Annotated in this window: 12 protein-coding genes, 1 tRNA gene and 1 pseudogene; 3 read left to right on the plus strand and 11 right to left on the minus strand. The window is 53.4% G+C overall.

The annotated features are described in order from the left end of the window. Positions 1–274: 274 nt before the first annotated feature. Positions 275–433 (plus strand): annotated as a pseudogene (locus QEZ52_RS12655) (helix-turn-helix domain-containing protein); the annotation flags it as partial. A 229-nt stretch (positions 434–662) separates the two neighbouring features. On the opposite strand, the gene QEZ52_RS12660 reads toward QEZ52_RS12655, so the two are convergent. From QEZ52_RS12660 to QEZ52_RS12670, 3 genes are all read right to left on the minus strand, one after another. Continuing rightward, positions 663–5,531 carry a beta strand repeat-containing protein gene (locus tag QEZ52_RS12660; RefSeq protein WP_406644714.1) on the minus strand — a complete coding sequence of 1,623 codons (4,869 nt, stop codon included), beginning with the start codon at positions 5,529–5,531 and terminating at the stop codon, positions 663–665. A 186-nt stretch (positions 5,532–5,717) separates the two neighbouring features. Then, positions 5,718–6,281, minus strand: coding sequence for a hypothetical protein (locus QEZ52_RS12665; protein WP_406644715.1), 564 nt, complete (start codon positions 6,279–6,281; stop codon positions 5,718–5,720). Between the two features lie 412 nt (positions 6,282–6,693). Beyond that, positions 6,694–8,394, minus strand: a complete 1,701-nt coding sequence (locus QEZ52_RS12670) for a DUF1214 domain-containing protein (RefSeq protein ID WP_406644716.1) — start codon at positions 8,392–8,394, stop codon at positions 6,694–6,696. Between the two features lie 361 nt (positions 8,395–8,755). On the opposite strand from QEZ52_RS12670, the gene QEZ52_RS12675 reads away from it, so the two are divergent. Beyond that, positions 8,756–11,023: a type I secretion C-terminal target domain-containing protein gene (locus QEZ52_RS12675; RefSeq protein WP_406644717.1), complete on the plus strand. Its 2,268-nt coding sequence runs from the start codon at positions 8,756–8,758 to the stop codon at positions 11,021–11,023. A 324-nt stretch (positions 11,024–11,347) separates the two neighbouring features. Here the strand turns inward: QEZ52_RS12675 and QEZ52_RS12680 are convergent, their stop codons facing one another. Then, a complete protein-coding gene (locus tag QEZ52_RS12680) occupies positions 11,348–11,995 on the minus strand; it encodes a class I SAM-dependent methyltransferase (RefSeq protein ID WP_406644719.1) in 648 nt (215 codons plus the stop codon). An 85-nt stretch (positions 11,996–12,080) separates the two neighbouring features. On the opposite strand from QEZ52_RS12680, the gene QEZ52_RS12685 reads away from it, so the two are divergent. Further along, complete coding sequence (locus QEZ52_RS12685; RefSeq protein ID WP_406650458.1) at positions 12,081–13,001, plus strand: LysR family transcriptional regulator; 921 nt, start codon at positions 12,081–12,083, stop codon at positions 12,999–13,001. Positions 13,002–13,498: 497 nt separating this feature from the next. Here QEZ52_RS12685 and QEZ52_RS12690 read toward each other — a convergent pair. From QEZ52_RS12690 to QEZ52_RS12720, 7 genes are all read right to left on the minus strand, one after another. Next, positions 13,499–13,575 (minus strand) — tRNA-Arg (locus tag QEZ52_RS12690). Between the two features lie 196 nt (positions 13,576–13,771). Beyond that, entirely contained in the window at positions 13,772–14,992 is a 1,221-nt protein-coding gene (locus QEZ52_RS12695; RefSeq protein WP_406644720.1) for a cysteine desulfurase, read from the minus strand. Between the two features lie 12 nt (positions 14,993–15,004). After that, the gene (locus QEZ52_RS12700; protein ID WP_406644721.1) at positions 15,005–15,577 is read right to left on the minus strand and encodes a Yip1 family protein; all 573 of its coding nucleotides are present in this window, start codon (positions 15,575–15,577) and stop codon (positions 15,005–15,007) included. Further along, positions 15,574–16,062: a YIP1 family protein gene (locus QEZ52_RS12705; RefSeq protein WP_406644722.1), complete on the minus strand. Its 489-nt coding sequence runs from the start codon at positions 16,060–16,062 to the stop codon at positions 15,574–15,576. Before QEZ52_RS12705 ends, QEZ52_RS12700 begins: the two co-directional genes overlap by 4 nt. After that, on the minus strand, positions 16,062–17,342 hold the full coding sequence (locus tag QEZ52_RS12710; RefSeq protein ID WP_406644723.1) for a SufB/SufD family protein: 1,281 nt from the start codon (positions 17,340–17,342) through the stop codon (positions 16,062–16,064). Before QEZ52_RS12710 ends, QEZ52_RS12705 begins: the two co-directional genes overlap by 1 nt. Next, positions 17,343–18,098 (minus strand): ABC transporter ATP-binding protein, encoded by a 756-nt coding sequence (gene sufC / locus QEZ52_RS12715; RefSeq protein WP_406644724.1) that lies wholly within the window; start codon positions 18,096–18,098, stop codon positions 17,343–17,345. It lies immediately after the preceding gene. A gap of 38 nt (positions 18,099–18,136) precedes the next feature. Next, positions 18,137–18,955, minus strand: coding sequence for a polysaccharide pyruvyl transferase family protein (locus tag QEZ52_RS12720; RefSeq protein WP_406644725.1), 819 nt, complete (start codon positions 18,953–18,955; stop codon positions 18,137–18,139). Positions 18,956–18,957: the final 2 nt, after the last annotated feature.

Consider the following 18,957-nt stretch of genomic DNA (forward strand, 5'->3'; position numbering starts at 1 on the left):
CTTCCCAGCCCAAAGCCGACATGCGTTTTGTCACCTGGGGTGGATGTGAACGATCGCTGTAGACACAAGATAGCTTCCGTGCAGGTCGAACGCACGAGAAGTTGCGAACTGACTGGTTTCAACCTAGAGGTTAGAGAAAAGCCATTGGGCAGGCTGTACAAATTTTCTAACTAAGGATGACTGAAATGCACGTGAGCGATCTAAGCTACAGCAAGCTGACAAGTCAATTACTCAAAGCGTATGAGAAGCGGGAGAGAACGCATTAAAGCTCTGGCGTGAGCATCGTGGGTATTCTCAAACCAAGCTCGCTGAACTGTCAGGTGTGAACCGTGTGCAGATGGGTGATATCGAAAACCGTGGATCCAAAGGGTCTTTGGACTCTCTGAAAAAACTTGCGTCCGCGCTGTCCATTACAGTCGACGAATTTATCTAGTGGAACTGTGTATGCCACAAATTGGCCTGCATGCTCCCTATTTTGGATTTTCAGTTTCTAAATCGTGGTCTCAGAAATACGCCAAGCGAACCGACAACGCACATTCAGAGGCATTCCGGTCAACTTTCGATAGATACTCCAAAACCGAACCGGCCGTGTTCTCACCACTCGCCCCTTTGTTGGACACAATGTGGCCTGTAGACAAAAGCCTCGCAGGCCTCACTTTCACCTAAGCAAGTAAGTCAAACATCTCGCTGCCGATTCTCAGGTTGATCTCATCCTGATCAGCGCCGTCAATTAGCGCCCATATGATCTGTTCGGTCGGCTTAAAGATTACAAAGGCTTCACTTACGCTGGCATCGCCTGCACCATCGGTACTGGTGAAATTGACCTGGAAATCATCTGCCGATGCGGTTGCGTCGCCAAACAGCAGCACATCACCGTCCGCGGCGGCATAATCCTGGATCCAGTCCGACCCATGACCCTCCACACCGACATGAAAGAACTTGTCGGCCCCGTCACCGCCATTGATCCGATCATGGCCAAAACCGCCGTTAACGAAATCATTCCCGGCGCCACCAAACACCAGATCCGAAAAGGCCGATCCGGTGATGACGTCATCGCCATCCTGGCCCTGCAGCTCATCGACACCGGCACCGCCAGCAATGGTGTCATTACCGCCCTGACCGAACACCAGGTCGTTACCAGCGCCCGCATCGATGCTGTCGTTGCCATTACCGCCAAAGATCACGTCGCGCAGGTCCGCCTCAGTATCACCACCAAAGATGAAATCATCCCCGTCCCCGCCGTTCAGTGTGTCATTGCCATCACCTCCTAGCAGGCTGTCATTGCCACCATTGCCGGTCAAACGATCACTACCGTTTAGGCCACTAATGGTGTCATTACCTTCGGTACCATGCAAAGTATCTGCGTCGGGCGTTCCAAATCGGGTCAGGTCCACAGCTCTTACGGCGCTAGTAATACTTTCATTGGTGCCATGACCGTCCGTGTAGGACACTACTACGGCGATCTCAGCTCCCACATCAGCCTGAGTTAGGGTATAGCTGTTGCCCGTCGCGTCGGAGATATCTGAACCATCTCGCTGCCACTGATACGACAATCCGCCCAGACCATCGCCGTCCGTAAGTGATGTCGTCACTGCATTCAGGCTCTGACCTTGGGTTGCTGTGCCGCTGATCGACACCCCACCGATCGGCGTGTCATTGACGTTCATCACCAAACCTGTCGCAGCGCTGGTGACACTTTCATCGGTTCCGAAAGCGTCGGTATAACTGACCTGTACAGTCATCACTGCACCAACATCACTTTGAGCCAATTCCAGGGTCTCACTGGTCGCACCGTCAATGTTCACACCATCGCGCTGCCATTGATAGCTGAACTCACCCAACCCATTAAGATCAGCGATTGCCGTTGTGTCCGCTGTCAGGGTTTCGCCCTGAGTTGGCGTACCTGTGATCGTTGGCGTACCGGTGGGCTCTGCGTTCCGGGCGACTCCGGTCATTGTCATCGTTGATCCGTCGCCCAAAGTAACCACCAAGTGACCGCTGCCATTCCCCGAGAAAGTCACCGCTTCGCGTTCTGCCGTCGTCAGCGCCGAGAAGTCGAGACTATCCGTTCCCAGCACAAAGTCGCTTACGACATCGTCGCCCATGCCGTTTTCAACCACAAAGCTGTCCGCTCCATCGCCGCCGCTCAGGCTGTCATTGCCCAGACCGCCCAGAAGCGTATCGCTGCCGCCTTCGCCCAACAGGCGATCCGCTCCATCGCCGCCGCTCAGGATGTCATTGCCCAGACCGCCCAAAAGCGTATCGCTGCCGCCTTCGCCCAACAGGCGATCCGCAGCAGCGCGACCTTCGATTTGATCGTCACCGCCGCCGCCCGTCAGGCTATCAACACCAGCGGTACCGACCAACGTATCATTGCCACCAGACCCCGTCTGCACCACTTGCGTCGCGAACAGATCGCCAATTGAAGAGGCCTCGGCTGTATCGTTGACGGCTCCCAACCGTGTCACCACATCGCTTAAAGTACCCGCAACACCCGTCAGTGTGGCAGTTGTCGTCGTGCCTGTCACATCCATCAAGGTGATACCGTCAACAGTTCCCTCAGCCGCTGCGATAATATCGGCTAAACTTAAACTGAGCGGATCAGCGGCAAAAGCCAGATCACTCCCCGTGATGACCAATCGCGCATTCGCCAGTTGCAGAACGATTTCGCCCGCAGCCTGAGACAGTACAGCATTATCACCCAGTGCAAAGTCTGAGTTTCCCAAATCCGCTAGCGATAAATCCAACCCTTCCAAAAGGGTCAGCACAGCGTTCGGTTCTGTCATGCTTGAGACGCTTAAACCAACCGTATTGACAGAATTGGACGCTGCGACCCTAGGAAAACCCGCAGACGTTGCAACAATTGTAGAGTCCAAATTGACAACGGGACTGTCACCGTCAGAAAAAGAAACAATATCAGTGCCCGTTGAGTTTGTGAACGTGGTGGCTGTGGATTGGCCATTGGAATTGGCCAATATGTCAATCTGTGCAGTACCCGTTGAATAAATTGCAGCACCATCGCCATTTCTAGTAATTAAATCTAGTCCTTTACCAAAAACACTGTGCGTCTTTTCTCCGAGATAAGTGGGGTAGCGTTCGTTTCCGTCAAAAGTGGTAGCGTCGATGGTTACCACCCCACCTTCTGCGAAAATGGCACCTCCAAGACTAGCCGCGTTACCATTGAACTGCGATTGATCGATATCAATAACACCAGATTGGTTATAAATGGCTCCACCTTCGCTGGGTTGAAAGCTTGCAGTTACATCGCTTTTATTGGTGACATCTTCTCTATAAAGATATTCAGAATCCATTTCAATATTCTCGAAAATGACCTCGGAAATATTGACCGTACCGCCTTCGTTCAACAAAGCTCCGCCATTTTGGGCTGCTAACCTATCAGTTAAAGACCTATCAGTGGCAGAAACAGTCAGACCATCCAAAGTCAGTTCTGCGCCAGAATGCACATGAAGCGCCCTGTTTTCCATTCCATTCAAAATTGTAACTTCGGCATCTTCTGCGTTACGAACTGTGATATCTCCAGTGATATCAAGATCGCCCAAATCCAGATTGGCAGGTCCATCCGCAAATATCCCTCTATGTAAAAATTGACCTCTCGTACTATTACTAAGCGTTAAATTATAGATCCCCTCTCCCAACTCAATGATCGTAGGGGCGGACGCTGCATTCGCCATAGTCACAGCTTCACGCAGACTGATCAGCCCATCAGTGGCATCGACTACATCATTAAATGTCGTGACCAGAATATCAGCGGGTTGGGTATCTAGGTTGAAAATGGTTTGGTCGGTAAACTGAAGATGTTCGATCCCCGTCAGGATATCAATACCGTCGGCAGAAGTAACAGTTGTCGTATCGCCTGAACGGGTGATGGTGGCAGCTGCTAAAGTTCCTGCAAATATGGCCGTGTCAGTACCTGCACCACCGTTTATGGTGTCATTGCCAGCTCCGCCGTTCAGGGCATTTGCCCCTGCATTGCCGTCAATTCTATTGTCTAACGTATTGCCTGTACCCTGAATGTTGTCAGTGCCTGTCAGCAACAGGTTTTCAACATTATTATCAAGGATGTAAGTAACAGAAGCATTTACCTGATCGGTTCCCTCATCCTGCAACTCTGTCAGCACATCACCGATGTTATCGACGACATAAACATCATCGCCATCTTGCCCCGACAATGTATCGGCCCCAACACCGCCATCAAGCGAGTTGTTACCGCTGTTGCCTTGTATGAAATTGTTCAGGGCATTGCCCGTGCCAGACAAATTGCCTGTGCCCTGCATGATCAGGTCTTCGACGCCAACACCCAGAGTGTAGTTTACCGTGGACAGAACCGTGTCATGGCCCTCATCTACACGTTCAATCGACGCATCGGTTTCGTTGTCTACAATGTACACATCGTTACCGGCACCACCAATCAGGCGATCAACACCACCCCCGCCATCCAGCGTGTTGTTACCTGAGTTGCCACGGACGGTATTGCCCAGCGTATTCCCTGTGCCGTTGATATCAGCAGTACCTGTCAGTGTCAGATTTTGCAGATTATCCCCAAGCGTGTAGCTAATAGAAGCGTGAACTGAATCAAGCCCTTCGCTCGCCAGTTGGTTGATAACATCCCCTACGTTATCAATGATGTAGGTATCATTTCCCAGGCCACCTGTCAGAGTGTCTGCACCAGTGCCACCATCAATTGTATCATGCCCTTCACCCCCGATAAGAGTGTCGTTCCCTGCGCCACCCATCAGAGTGTCTTGACCAGCGCCGCCATCCAAATAGTCGTTACCAGCGTCGCCAAACAGCGTGTCGTCGCCACCAAACCCATAGATGTGATCGTCGCCGTCGCCACCATATTGTTCATCATTGCCAACGTTAAAGTCAGCAACAGTACCCGTGGCCACATGATTGGTCACAGACACATTCAGCAAAGTCTCATCGCCGGGGTCGATATTGCCAGTGCCATTACCCGATTGTTTAATTTCAATAGCAAGCGTCGTAAATCCGCTTGTATTTACATAAGACAGATAACTATCGTCCTCACTGAACCGAAGTGGGTCATCGACGACACCATCATCACCCGTTTGGAAAAGAAGGCCATCACTCAGATTCGTGGCTAATCGGACAAAATTACCACCGGCATCAATATGGCCAATTGAGGCGCGTGTGTTAAAGTTTGCAAAATCTATATCAAGGGTGATTGTTTCATTCGCCCCAACGGTAACCGTAAAGAATTCTGCATCAAACGAACCCTCCATATGAAGCGTTGTATAAGGCACAGAGCTGTCGGTGATCAGGGGGTTATCTTCGGTGTACCAGTTCGCGCTCGCGTCAATATTATACGCCACATTAGCGCGGCGGTTCGCTGTGTGATCCGCATCCGTGAGGACATTGCCGTAATCCCCCAACAACAGATCATTACCGCCATTACCGTTTTGCACATGGTTCGGCCCAGTTGTGCCGCTGCCCACAAGATAATCAGTGGTCGCGCCGCCATCGACAGGTGTGGTAGTAATGATCGGCATGAAAAATCCCCCACGGATCATAAAAATTTCAAATAAATCAACGTAAATGTTAGCTAGCACACATGCTGGGGTTTACCTAACCAAATCGCAGGAATTTCTAATAAATAGAATACTTTACCCCTCCGCCCCAACTGGGACGCTTCAAAGATGAGTGATATATTGCAAGCTCAACCAATTCTCAAAACATCAAGAAGCAGGGCTCCGACCCCGCGACACAGGCCGCACCAGTCGCACTAAGCGGCGGGGTTTATCAGGCCCATAATCGCGCAGAAAATAACACACACTTCGCTCAGCCAATTCAATATCGCGGAGTGCATGGAGCAAGAAACGTGTCACCTTCGCATCAATAGCCTGGACTGCAAGTACTATTGCTGCCGCACCATCCTCATTGGCAGCGTCTGCACCCAAAGGGGTACCTTCATGCATCCATGCTTCCGCGGTGGCCACATCGGTGAACATCCAGCAGGTGAACCCAACCGCCCGATCCCCACGCCTGGCAAAAGCGTAATGATCGCGATCAATCGCATTCAGCATGGTACCTGCCGACATCCCCAGCGGCATCTCCCGAAACGGAGACTCGCCCGCGAGTAATCTTATAGCCAAACCAGCGGCCTCATTTGGGTCACGCAACCGCATCAAGCCAAGTTCGTCGGTATTGGCCATAGATTTTTCCAGATGTTGAGGGTTGTTTTTCAGTTTAAGCGAAGCATACACATATGCAAGCTCGCTTAAACATAAAGAAAGCTGCATGTAAGACGAACGGCAGCTTTGCCTAAACTGTATTCCACCAAAACATACTCAAATGAAAGGTAGGTTTGGGCCGTTCCGGTTCATCCGGAACGCCTGGTGAACCAAACTTTGCAAAGTTCACTACCTGCGCACAGCAGCCATTGACGGCCAGAACAGCATCCTGGGCGTGGATCAGTGCGGCTGGTGTTGGCCCAGAACGTCTGTTCGCAGCCCAAAGCGGACATTACTGTCACTTGTGGGTAGCGACCGCACCGCGGGACGAAGCAGTCATTTGCTGCCCACTATGTCCCAAGACTAAGCGGTCGAACTTCGCGCAAAATTGCGCGAGACCAAGTATCCCGATTTCCCGACTATCATCTATTGGATCTGTTATGCTCGAAAACGGTGTCGCAATGTCCATGACATAAATTGACTACTCGATAAGCTTTTCGATCTTAGGCAGTTGGTAGTCACCGCTGAACAGTGCTTCACCAGGGCCGTAGAAGCGAAAGTATGGAAACCACCCGCCTCCAGTGGCTGTGGGCACATAGTTCGATTGCGAAACGCCGTCTGGTAATTCGGGGCCGAAGACGACACGTACACTGCCATCTTCGTTGACTTCAAGCTCCTCTGTCGACGCGACCCCATACTTTTCCAAGCCGTCAAGAAAAGTTGCATCCTCAAAATCATAGACCAAAACCGACCAGAACTGACTTACCGGCACATCAGGTGGAACAACCAGACTATAGGTCGTTCCTCCATCGAGGCGTTCGTCGTCAGCGTCCCTGCTGGTCAGCAAATACATCGTGGGGGGTGCCGTCAGGTTGAACTCTTCAGCAGACGTGTAAAATGCAAAGAACGAGCTGCCACGGTCATCAAGTGCAATCGCACCAGAGTCCAAGAGCCAACTAAATGTCGTTTCATAGGAAGTCGCTGGGGTTAGAACAGTCCATCCATTCCCCATTTCCTGTTTCTCAGAGTGATTGTCGAAGTAGGCTTCTTGCAGAAAAACTTTCGCTTCATTTGCAGCATGATCGAGGATCTCAAGCTCGCGCTCGGTGGGCGTAAACTCTCGCCCCTTTTCAATTCCCAAGCGGCGCAACATCCCAAGTGCAACGGCATCTCGCTCTTCAAGGTTTTCGCTCTGAACAAACTCATCAATCAGTACAAATAGCGAGCGATCGAACTCTACGACACCGTCAATATCCATTCCCTGTACATCCAAGTACTGGGTTTGTGCGGGTTGCTCAGGGTCAAAGATTTTCAGTTTTTTGGTGAACTCTTCCGCCGCGGCCAATGAGCTGGGTGAGGCATCGGGAATAATCGGTCGTAAGAGTGTATAACCGTTCAACGTTGTTTGAGGCAGGACATAATCCGCACCAAACGTTTCCCCGTCGTATCCTTCAGGCACTATGAGGTAGCTAGCACCAGCGCCTTTGTCCCGTCCTTTTGCACCGACGTCGGCAAGGGGACGCTGCCAAATGTCCATTAGTGTGCCCCAAAGCCCGAGGTCACCTTCCGTGGGCGGTACTTCGATCATTACGGGGCCGTCAGCGATGTTCCAAAACGCCATCACATAGGGCGTCGTATCATTTGGAGTTGTCACCGCTGCCCTATAGTCTTGGATCTTGGAGAAATAGCAGACAACGTTGTAATTACAGCCTACCTCTGCAAAACCATCTCTCATCGCAATTGCGTTCGTCAGCGGCATCGCCCAGACAGCGGTTTCCACAGCGCGGCGATGAACCATCTTTTCCTGTGTCGAAAGCTCGGACGTCAGCGCATCGTTCTGCGCAATCGTTTGGGAAGCAAACCAAGTTGTTCCGGCAAGAATTGCTGCAAACGCAATTGTAGCTTCTTTCATGGCTTTTACATCTCCGTCAAAGTGGTCGAACTGTTTCTTCTTAAAGACTGAACTCTGATTTTCAAAACAAATAAGAAAAACATGCCCCGCTGCAAGATTCCTGTGATGGAACCCAATTGCATTTACCAATTTTGGCTTGTTTCGGAAGGATCTGAGCTTTGCGAAGGTCACAAAACCTGGCCTGAGATCAACGTCGGCTAAGGGCTCACACCTGCCGTTCGCTGCACCAGGTGCGGATGGCTGCAGGCAGCCCGAAGCGGACATGATCATCCAACACCTCGGGCGGAGAGCTGCCTTTCTCCGCAGACGCACGCTGATCGATCCAGCATCAAGGGAGCGGACATTCAGATTGCGGCGAGACCAAGGGGAATACCGCAACACCGCATGGCGGCTGCGAGCCCAAGTGTCCGATGCTGCATATTGACTAAATGTCGGCTCCCGGTACGTTAGCCAGTGTGTCCATGTTATCTTAGATAATGACTATGCTGAACCTTTCCGTTCCCGCTTCTAAGATGCGTCTGCCGCACCCGTTCCACTGAACCAGCCAGTGCCAAAAAGGCAAAACACTGGCTAAGCTGCACTTGCGCTATACATTTACCTTCAATTAACGTGGGCCGATGAGGTTTTTTTGATGACATCTGCTTCCGGCTATATATTTGGTGTTTTTTCTTTCGAAGTCGGCGATGGGCATGTGACGGTGTTTCCCGACGCTACTGAACCTCAGAATGTACTCGACCTTACCGGTTTCTCATCGACAGACTTTACGGACCTCGGCCATGGACAAGTACTGCTTGATCCGACCTATCCGAATCATGCTACTTTCAGTTTAGGCGGTGACAGTCTGAGTATTGTCGACTTTGGCAGCTACGATCAGATACATTTTGCAGATCAGTCGTTTGACAACAACGCGGACGACACTGACGGCTCACTGAATTTTGTGACCTTCGTTGCAAGCCATGGGATCCAGACCCAAATAATTTTTGCGGGCACGACAGGCAACGACACCTTTTCTTCTAGTGCCGTTGATGAACATTTTGCACTGGCGGGGGGCACAAATGACCAGCTAGTTTTCAATGTCTCTCAAATCGGTGACGACGGTGTCAGCACACTACAAGAGATCACCACAGGATATAACATTACGATAGATTTCACCGGTATTGTTGCCGATGCGATTCTTGAACAATCCATTACCCTTTCGGTGTCGCCATTTGATCCTAATGATCTAGTGATCACAATTGTCCATGAAGACAATTCGTTGAGCGCACCAGTAGCCGGCATCGGTCGCACGGAAGAAACGATCACGCTGACGAATGGGTTGGGGCAATTCGGCGGGGTTGATACGATCAGCATCATCCGTGAATATGGCATCGATACCGTAACAACAGCAGATATCCGTCAGATTGTCTTAGACGCGCAAACCACTGCCGGTGCTGATTGCATTATCGGTTATTTTGACGAAAACAGCCTTTTCGGCGGGGCTGGGGATGACACGCTAGATGGCGGTGGTGGCAACGATACCCTAGACGGGGGCGAAGGTAATAATGTTCTTGCTGGCGGTGAAGGTGCTGACACGTTTGTTCTTCGTCTAGAGGGTGGTGGTCAAAACATAATCACCGATTTTGTGATTGGGGTCGACTTTCTCGATACCTCAAACTTGACCACTGCGGAGTTACAAAATGCCGTCTTTTCCAGAGATGTTGATGGCAATCGTACAATCACCTTTGCAGATGGGACATCGTACACACTAGAAGGCGTTCTCAACATTGCGCCAACAGGTGCTCCGGTAGTTCAGGGAGACCCAAGCATTGGGTCGACGCTTGCCATTGAAATTTCAGGTATTTCTGACCTCGACGGGCTTGGTCCGTTCACCTTTCAGTGGATCCGGGGTGAAACGCCGATTCCAGGTATGACGGGCGGTTCGTATCAAATCCAACCCGGAGACGTCGGGAGTGCCATCACGGTTCAAGTAACTTATGTTGACGGGTTTGGGACGCTTGAGCAGATCGAAAGCGCCGAAGGCGAAGCTGTGATCGTAGACGACAGTGACGTCGTTGCGCCTGTGGTGCCTCCGCCATCACCACTGGAAGACGGCCGTCACGAAGACGATACTGCGACGTTTCCTGAACACTCTGACGGTCGGGCTGGGGGTGCGGTGCCAGGTCCTGTTGTTCCTCCAAACAATAGCGGCGGAACTAACGATGTCGGCGATGATGACGCCGATGACCTGGATGCACCAGTTCTACCAGAAACTGAAAACAACGAACCTATACTGGGTGACGGACGCCTTGTGGATGCAACGCCCGGCACTCCGATTCCGCCGTCTGCCCCCGGAACCCCGCCGGATGCTGGTGAAAACGACCTTGATGATCACAATGCGGCACCAGTTGAGCCAACCGAACGCTCGGACAGCGATTTTGAGGCCGAAACTGAAGGCCGCGATATTGTTCTCCCGGCGGTTGTAGCTGTGCAGCTAGGGCCACAAGCCGGAGGCGATGATCACGATAGCGCAGTTTCTGCTGCTTCCTTCGTCACAGGCTCAAGGCTGGAGTATGATCGGGTCGTTGTGGTCAATGGTTCACAAGAAACTCTGGTTGCGCAGCGCGGTCTTGCCGATCAGTTCATTTTCAATGATCTAGGCGGTGTCGATGTTGCGATTTGGGGTTTCAGTTCCGAGGAAGGTGACAGCCTTGAAATCTCGCAGCTCTTGGTTGGTTTCGATCCGCTGACAGACACACTCGACGAATTCGTCAGCCTTACAACCTCAGGCTCAGCCCTTGTAGTCGGTATAGATGAAAACGGAGGCGGTGATGAATTTGTGCAGGTGGCGACGATGGTCGATAGTGTTTTGCCGCATGATTTAGCCCATCTTATTGATATTGGCGCGCTGGATATAGGTTGATTAGGAAAGTTAAGAGAAAGTGCATTGTGCCCCTGACTCGCCAACAGATGCGAAAACCGTCAGTGTCCCGGTGTTTTGTCCGCGACCCAGTCATTGCCGAGGTGGAAATGCTGCGCTGTGCATGAACGGCAGCAATGCGAAAGCTGCGCCGCAGCGATTGACGACATGGTAGAAGTCTGGTCTGGGCCGCAAGCAGACCTCACCGCCTTGATGGCTCTCAACTGACCAGAAGGTCCGTCCTCTGATGGGTATCGAAGGCGGTTATGCGCAGAAAGAGCGCTTTGCAGAACTCTGCCAATCACACCGGATCGCCACCCGACGCGACTAAGACTTACGCGCAACAATATAGCGGCTTGTAAACATCCCGATTTTATCCGTTTTCTCAACGATATCGAAACCTACGCCGTTCATTTTTCGCTCAAGGGTTTCCGCAGTTATAAAGTCAACAAACGGCGCCTTTCCAATGGCCTGCATAAAAGGGATCGCAACTTTACTAATCATTGCGTATTTGAAGCCGCCGTGCTCTGGGGCGCAAACGGTTTTTGAGATAAAAAGTCCACCTGGTTTTATCAGTGAAGATATGTATTCAAGAGCGCTATCGAGCGCTGGTAAAAGGTGAAGCAAATTGTGCGCTAGGACCGCATCGTAAGATACGTCGTCAGAAGAATGGTCTAAAACTTCAGCCACTTTGAATGTGACGTTTCCAACACTTTCGCGTACGAGTTTTTCATTGGCGATCTCGATCATTCCTAAAGAGAGGTCTGTAGCCGTGATGTGGGCTACATGTGGTGCGATCAGCAGTGCTGTCGAACCTGTGCCGCAGCCAATTTCCAGCACTTTATCTTCGGACTTCAAGTGGGATTTTGTGCGCTCAAGGGTCATCAGATACCCGTCCATGTCCCGGATTGGACTTGCGGCATACTTGCGAGAAATTTTGCTCCAGAACGCGACGTCTTTGGATAGTGCAGCCATTGAGAGTTTCTTTCTTATCACGCGATTTTAGTACTTGTATGATCAAACGAATTTGAAGGGAATTGCCTTTATCTGCAGAAGCATTATGCATAAACGCATGAACTGGAAAGCTATCAACTTTGACTGGAACCAGGTGCGCTCCTTCCTAGCGACGGCCGAAAAGGGGTCGTTCTCGGCAGCTGCACGTGTGCTTGAGCAAACCCAGCCGACGGTGGGCCGCCAAGTTGCGGCACTGGAGCGGTCACTTGGAATAACTCTTTTTGAGCGGGTTGGAAAATCACTGAACCTGACCAGCGCCGGAGCAGATTTGTTGGTACATGTGCAGGAGATGGCTGAAGTTGCGAACCGAATTTCACTAACCGCGACAAGCCAGTCAAATACCATTGACGGGCAAGTCAAGATTACCGCATCAGATGTTATGTCCGCCTATCAACTTCCGCCCATCCTTAAGCAAATTCGTTTGGCGGCTCCACGCTTGGAGATCGATGTCGTCGCAACGAATGATCTTCGCGACATACAAAGGCGCGAGGCTGACATTGCCATCAGACATGTGCGCCCAACTCAACCGAACCTGATAGCGAAACTGGTGGCCGAAGCGACGGCCCATTTTTACGCGACCCCTTCGTACCTCGACCAGGTCGGGCGCCCCAAAACGGAAACTGAACTCGCAAAGCTGGATTTTGTTAGTTTTGGAGACGTGGCTACGATAATTGGCTTTCTCAATCCAGCGGGCATTCCGGTCACCGCGCAGAACTTTCGGATAGGGTCAAAATCCGGGATCGTTTCATGGGAGATGGTGCGGCAAGGCTTGGGGGTGAGTGTTATGTCTGACGATGTCGCTGCGATGACCCCCGGCGTTGAAAGGGTGCTTCCCGGTCGAGAGCCGTTCAAATTTCCGATCTGGCTCGCCACGCATTCGGAGCTGCATACTGCACGAAGGATCCGGTTGGTGTTTGACCAGCTTGCAGAGCAATTGAGCGCTCCAAGTAGGGTTCCTCAACGGTAGGCTCGAAGGTCTGCTTTGACGAACTATGCAAGGTTTTCAGCGGACATAGCGATAGTCCGATTTTCGTCCGACTTGCCGAAACGTTATGTCTGCTTGGGGTTGGGAGCCGACCTCCGCTGCGTCTGTCTTGAATGACTGCTGTGGGCGGTTCGTGTAACTTTGCAAACTCCGTTATCTGCGCACAGCAGAAGCCCGCCTAGGGCGCAGTAAGCTTTCGCCCGCTGCCCAAATGCAAGCCATTCGTATCTACTATGGGCCGGGGTCACGTTTTCGCCTTTGAGTGCCGCTGAGCTAGCCTAGAAACCGGGCTGCATCGAACCGTGACGCATGTGTATATCGGGATGATCTGCGGCCCGCCCCGTGACAAGCGGTTTCGGGCCGCGCGCACCGCTTGGCGGCAATAGGAAAACCCGCACGATGCCGGTGCAGCCTGGCACGGTTTGGGTTGCGGGTGAAGACCGATCCGGTCGCAAACACAACACACGTATGGGGAATAATGGCGCACCCAGAAGGATTCGAACCTTCGACCTTCGCCTTCGGAGGGCGACACTCTATCCAGCTGAGCTATGGGTGCGCTCTTGTTATTCTAGACACTGACCGGACACTGGAAGCCGTTTAGTCAATGTATTCAGTACCTTAACCAAGCCTGAGTCCGCCTTCGGAGGGCAGCGCTCTATCCAGCTGAGCTACAGGTGCCTGTGGCAAGGGCTATAGAATAAACCCCGGTGTGCCGCAATCGGAAAAACCGAGGTTTGTCGGGAAAATTCCAGTTACCCAAACAGATCGTGTGCCAATTCCAGCGCATCGACCAGCGTGTCCACCTCTTGTTTGGTGTTATACAGACCAAAAGAGGCGCGACAGGTAGCCGTGACTCCCAGATGATCCATCAACGGGCCTGCACAATGATGCCCCGCCCGCACTGCGACACCCTTTTTGTCCAAGATGGTCGAAATGTCATGGGCATGGGCTGCGCCTTCGAGGGTAAAGGAGAAAATCGCGGCCTTACCCGCGGCAGTGCCCTGCACGTTCAACCAATTGATGCCGGTCAGACGTTCCAATGCGTAATCGCGCAAAGACGCCTCATGCGCGGCGATATTGTCCATCCCCAACGCCATCATGTACTCCAGAGCCACCCCCAGACCAATGGTCTGGACGATCCCCGGTGTACCGGCTTCGAATTTCATCGGAGGATCGTTATAGATGACCTGATCCTTGCTGACTTCCTTGATCATGTCACCCCCCCCGATAAAGGGACGCATTTCGGCCATGCGTTCAGGGCGAATATAGATCGCACCGGACCCGGACGGACCATACAGCTTGTGACCCGTGATCGCATAGAAATCACACCCGATATCCTGCACGTCGACGGGCATATGCACCGCCCCCTGCGAGCCATCAACCAATACCGGGACGCCCTTGGCATGGGCCCCTTGGGTAATGGATTTGACGTCAACGACAGTGCCTAGAACATTGGAGCATTGGGTGACCGCGACCAGTTTGGTTCTGGGGCCGATCGCGTCAAGAACCGCTTGCGGATCCAGGCTGCCATCATCAGAAACATCCACCCATTTCAACACCACCCCCTGACGTTCACGCAGGAAATGCCAGGGGACGATATTGGCGTGGTGTTCCATCACCGACAACACGATCTCATCGCCCGCCTCGAACCGAGGCATAGCCCAGCCGTACGCCACCAGATTGATGCCCTCGGTGGTGCCGGAATTGAGGACAATGTGATCCTCATCTGCTGCATTCAGGAATTTGGCAATCGTGCCACGCACCGCCTCGTATCGTTCTGTTGATAGATTAGAAAGATAGTGCAACCCACGGTGAACATTGGAATACTCTTCGCCGTAGGCCCGTGTGATTGCGTCAATCACCACCTGCGGTTTTTGGGCCGATGCACCATTGTCCAAATAGGTCAGCGGCTTGCCATGCACCTGTCGCGACAGGATGGGGAAATCGGAGCGGATCTTGTCGATGTCATACATGAGACATTCCAATCAGTAGCGCCCGGTCAGGGCGACGAGAAGAGAAAGCGCAACAGCCAGAACAACCAGTGTCATGCTCAGAACGGCAGCAGCCCGTCCCATTGATTTCAACTGATGCGCCTGATCAATGAAATGCACCAGAATGTAAAGCCCGTAGACCACCCCCGCCATATGCAGGATCACGGCCAACGGCGGCGCAAACAGTGACAATCCAACGACGATTGCCTGGGCTGCGACCTGCAGCAGTTGCAACCAGACCATCAGCGCCATGACCTGGTTCAAGGAGCCGGTGCCCCTGAACATCCCGCCGACCAGATACAGCGCGTAAATGAACAATACCTGCCCGCCGGCCACAATGGCGAAATAGACACCAGGCGAGGCAAACATGATCGGCAGATCCGCATCCGCACCAGGGTCCATGATCATCTTTTGAAAGGTCAGAAAGAAGGTGTTGACCACAGCTGCAAGAAACAGGGCTGTCCACAGCACTTCGCGACCCAGGTTCATCAACAGGATCTGTTGCGCCGCCGCCGCCGGGCTGCGCAGGGTCAAAACGATCAGGTTTCGGATGTCCTGCGGTGTCATGAGTTGGCCGTCCAATACCCTTGGATCATGCCGCTGACCCAGAACCAGAAAAAGAATGCCGCCCACAGGATGCCCACGGCCTGTTGTCCCGGTCCAGGGCCAATGAAGCCTGCGATCAGCCCATGCAACAGCGCCAAAGGGCTGGCCGCCAGCAAAGCCCAGAACAGCGCCAGGCGGGCATGGTGCGAAGCCCCCTTGCCGCCGATCAATCGCACCAGCACATGGGTGATCCATGCGAGGAAATACAGGATCAGCGGCAACATGAACACCAGGGCCAGCAAAGCGCTGCCCATCAGCATGTTCTTGTCGGTGCCCTCCAGATGGGCTTCGCGCGCCAAAGCCGGAAGGCGCGCAAAGAACAGCAGCACACAGCCGCCCATCACAAAAGCCAACAGGCGATCTTCGCGCTGTCCCATGCCCAGCAGCCGCGCCACAACCCGGCGCGGCCCGCGGTACGTCGCGGTGATATCCGATGTAACCGGCATCAGCGCCGCCTGGTCAACCAGCCTTCGAGGCGGTCCACAATATCAGCGGCCAGAGCACGGTCTTCGATCTCTTCCACAGCCTCGGCCAGGAATGCTAGGGTCAGAAGATCGGTGGCTTCCTTGTGGGGAACCCCGCGTGACCGCAGATAGAACAGCGCCGTGTCGTCAATCGCACCCGAGGTCGAGCCATGCGAACAGGCCACGTCGTCGGCATAGATTTCCAGTTCGGGTTTGGCCAGGAACTGGCTGTCATCATCCAACAGCAGTGATTGGCTGATCTGATACCCATCGGTCTTCTGTGCGCCTTCCTTGACCAGGATCTTACCCTGGAACACGCCGGTCGCACCGTTGCGCAGTACTTTCTTGAAAACCTGACGGCTTTCACAATTCACGGCATCATGGGTGATGAACACCGTGTCGTCATGCAGAAAATCACCATCTCCGACACAAGCGCCAGCAATGTGGGCAATGGCATCGTCACCGGTCAGTTCAATGACCGCTTCGTTGCGGGTCAATTGGCCGTTGACGGTCAGGGTAAAGGATTTGAACACGGATTCCCGACCCAGACGCGCAAACAGGTGCGTTGCAGCGCGACGTTCGTGGTCCCTGCCCTGTGCGCGGACCAAATGCAATTTGCCTGTATCGGCAATGTCGATTTCCATGCATTTGTTGAACCGCGATGCAGCGGGGCCATTCTCCAGAATGGTCGCTTCGGCACCGGCTTCGACCCGGATCACGTGATGCAGGATCGCGTCCGATTTTTCATCTTCGTGGACATAGATCAGGCTGATCGGTTTGGACGGAGACCCGGTCACATGGATCGCAACCCCATCCGTGGCAAAGGCCGTGTTCAAGGCCGCCAGTGGACGTTCCACCGGCGATTGGCCACGCGCTTCGAGCACACCATAGATGTCTTTTGCCCAATGGATATCCTTGCAACAGATATCTTCGAGACGGTCGATCCGCACACCTTCCAGGGCCAGATCATCGGACTGTTCCGGATCAAAGACACCATCGACAAATACGATACGCAAACGTTCTAAATCGTTGAACATTGGCGCTTCGTCATTGTCGAAAACCGCGGCCGGGATCACATCGGGCTGAACCAATGTGTCGGGACGGGTGTATTTCCAGTATTCGTCGCGACGCGACGGCAACCCCATGGTCTGCACCCGCGACAGCGCGGCCTGACGGGCGGCGTTCAGGCATCCCCCCTGGGGCAGCGCCAATGCGTTCAACCGCGCATCCGTCGCGGATTGTTTCAGTTCGGGCAAAGCCATTTACGCCACCTCGGCCAGAATGTCGGCATAGCCGTTGTTTTCAACTTCCAGAGCCAGTTCAGGACCGCCGGATTTGACAATCCGGCCATTGGCCATGATGTGCACCACATCCGGTTTAATGTGGTCCAGAAGGCGCTGATAGTGGGTGATCACCAGAAACCCGCGCCCTTCGTCACGCAACGCGTTCACACCTTCCGCTACCAGCTTCATCGCGTCCACATCCAGACCCGAGTCGGTTTCGTCCAGAATGCACATCTTTGGCTGAAGCATCGCCATCTGCAGGATTTCATTACGCTTTTTCTCGCCACCCGAGAACCCCACATTGACAGGGCGTTTCAGCATATCGGCGTCGATCTTCAAGGTCTTGGCCTTGGCGCGCACTTCCTTGAGAAAATCTGCGGCAGAAAGTTCGTCTTCGCCGCGCGCCTTGCGCTGTGCGTTTACCGCAGTGCGCAGAAACGTCATGTTGCCGACGCCGGGAATTTCCACCGGGTATTGAAACGCCAGAAACAGACCGGCCGCTGCGCGCTCTTCCGCTTCCAGTTCCAACAGGTCGACACCACTCAGCGAGGCTTCGCCTTCTGTGACCTCATAGCCGCCGCGCCCGGACAGAACATAGGACAAGGTTGATTTCCCCGATCCGTTCGGCCCCATGATGGCATGGACTTTGCCTGCCTCGACCTTCAGGTCGACACCCTTCAGGATTTGCTTGTCTTCTTCTTCAAGTTTGACGTGCAGGTTTTTGATTTCCAGCATTTTTTCCTCGTCTCTTATCTCTTGTGTCGCGCGCCGGTTCAGGTCGCGCCCGCATAGGTGGAGGTGCGCATTTGCACCGGAAAACTATTGTGAAGTGCTGCCTGCGCGCGCTTGATACCGGCCGCATAAGACAGCGGGCCGCGCGCGGGCAAGGTGTTCAGGTGGTCCGGGATTGTGTCCCAATCTATTGGTGCAATCATCGCGCGCCCGACCGAGGCCGCGTAATCGTGGTATTTCAGATGGGATTCTTCGCCCGGGTCGGCCCAGGTTGACGGGACCCCATAGGCATCTGCCGTGATCAACCCATGCAGCGAGGACGCAAAGACATGATGGCAGCGCGCGATTTGTTGGCAGACTGTCGCCGCGTCCGCGCGCACGTCGATCAAATCGACCTGATCATGGTCGTGCACCAAACGCGCAAAGATCGGATCATCCACCTGTTTGTGATGCGGCACCAATCCGATACGATCCGTCGGTTGCGGAGCCTCCCCCAAAGCCTCTGCAATCAACAGACCGGGATCGCCGAACTGATCGGTCTTCAACCCCAACAGCGCCGCCGTAATCGGGCCGCGTACCAGAGCCACATCAACATGTTCCAGAAAATCCTTGGGTGTGGGATGCAACACCCCGCTGCCCCAGATGACCGGGCGACCGGTACCGCCATTGGCGAATTTGCGGCGCACGATCTGGATGATCGACCCCACCGCAACCAGGTCGGCCCCGCCGATACCGGAATGGACAACATCGCGGCCCGATGCATGCGCCACAACAATCTGGCTCAGGGCGTCGCCAAAATTGGCCACACCTTTCCACCAGAACAGCCGTAACGGCGTGTTATGTCCAGCCACCGCATCCATGA

It is taken from the genome of Aliisedimentitalea scapharcae, from assembly GCF_045277565.1.
Lineage (GTDB): Bacteria > Pseudomonadota > Alphaproteobacteria > Rhodobacterales > Rhodobacteraceae > Aliisedimentitalea > Aliisedimentitalea scapharcae.

Bases quoted from the DNA above. Each gene is read 5' to 3' on its own strand.
- QEZ52_RS12705 (WP_406644722.1), bottom strand. From the start codon at position 16,062: ATGCCGGTTACATCGGATATCACCGCGACGTACCGCGGGCCGCGCCGG.
- QEZ52_RS12685 (WP_406650458.1), top strand. From the start codon at position 12,081: ATGCATAAACGCATGAACTGGAAAGCTATCAACTTTGACTGGAACCAG.
- QEZ52_RS12680 (WP_406644719.1), bottom strand. From the start codon at position 11,995: ATGGCTGCACTATCCAAAGACGTCGCGTTCTGGAGCAAAATTTCTCGC.
- QEZ52_RS12670 (WP_406644716.1), bottom strand. From the start codon at position 8,394: ATGATCATGTCCGCTTCGGGCTGCCTGCAGCCATCCGCACCTGGTGCA.
- QEZ52_RS12700 (WP_406644721.1), bottom strand. From the start codon at position 15,577: ATGACACCGCAGGACATCCGAAACCTGATCGTTTTGACCCTGCGCAGC.
- QEZ52_RS12675 (WP_406644717.1), top strand. From the start codon at position 8,756: ATGACATCTGCTTCCGGCTATATATTTGGTGTTTTTTCTTTCGAAGTC.
- QEZ52_RS12695 (WP_406644720.1), bottom strand. From the start codon at position 14,992: ATGTATGACATCGACAAGATCCGCTCCGATTTCCCCATCCTGTCGCGA.
- QEZ52_RS12665 (WP_406644715.1), bottom strand. From the start codon at position 6,281: ATGCAGCTTTCTTTATGTTTAAGCGAGCTTGCATATGTGTATGCTTCG.
- QEZ52_RS12660 (WP_406644714.1), bottom strand. From the start codon at position 5,531: ATGCCGATCATTACTACCACACCTGTCGATGGCGGCGCGACCACTGAT.
- QEZ52_RS12710 (WP_406644723.1), bottom strand. From the start codon at position 17,342: ATGGCTTTGCCCGAACTGAAACAATCCGCGACGGATGCGCGGTTGAAC.
- QEZ52_RS12720 (WP_406644725.1), bottom strand. From the start codon at position 18,955: ATGGATGCGGTGGCTGGACATAACACGCCGTTACGGCTGTTCTGGTGG.
- sufC (WP_406644724.1), bottom strand. From the start codon at position 18,098: ATGCTGGAAATCAAAAACCTGCACGTCAAACTTGAAGAAGAAGACAAG.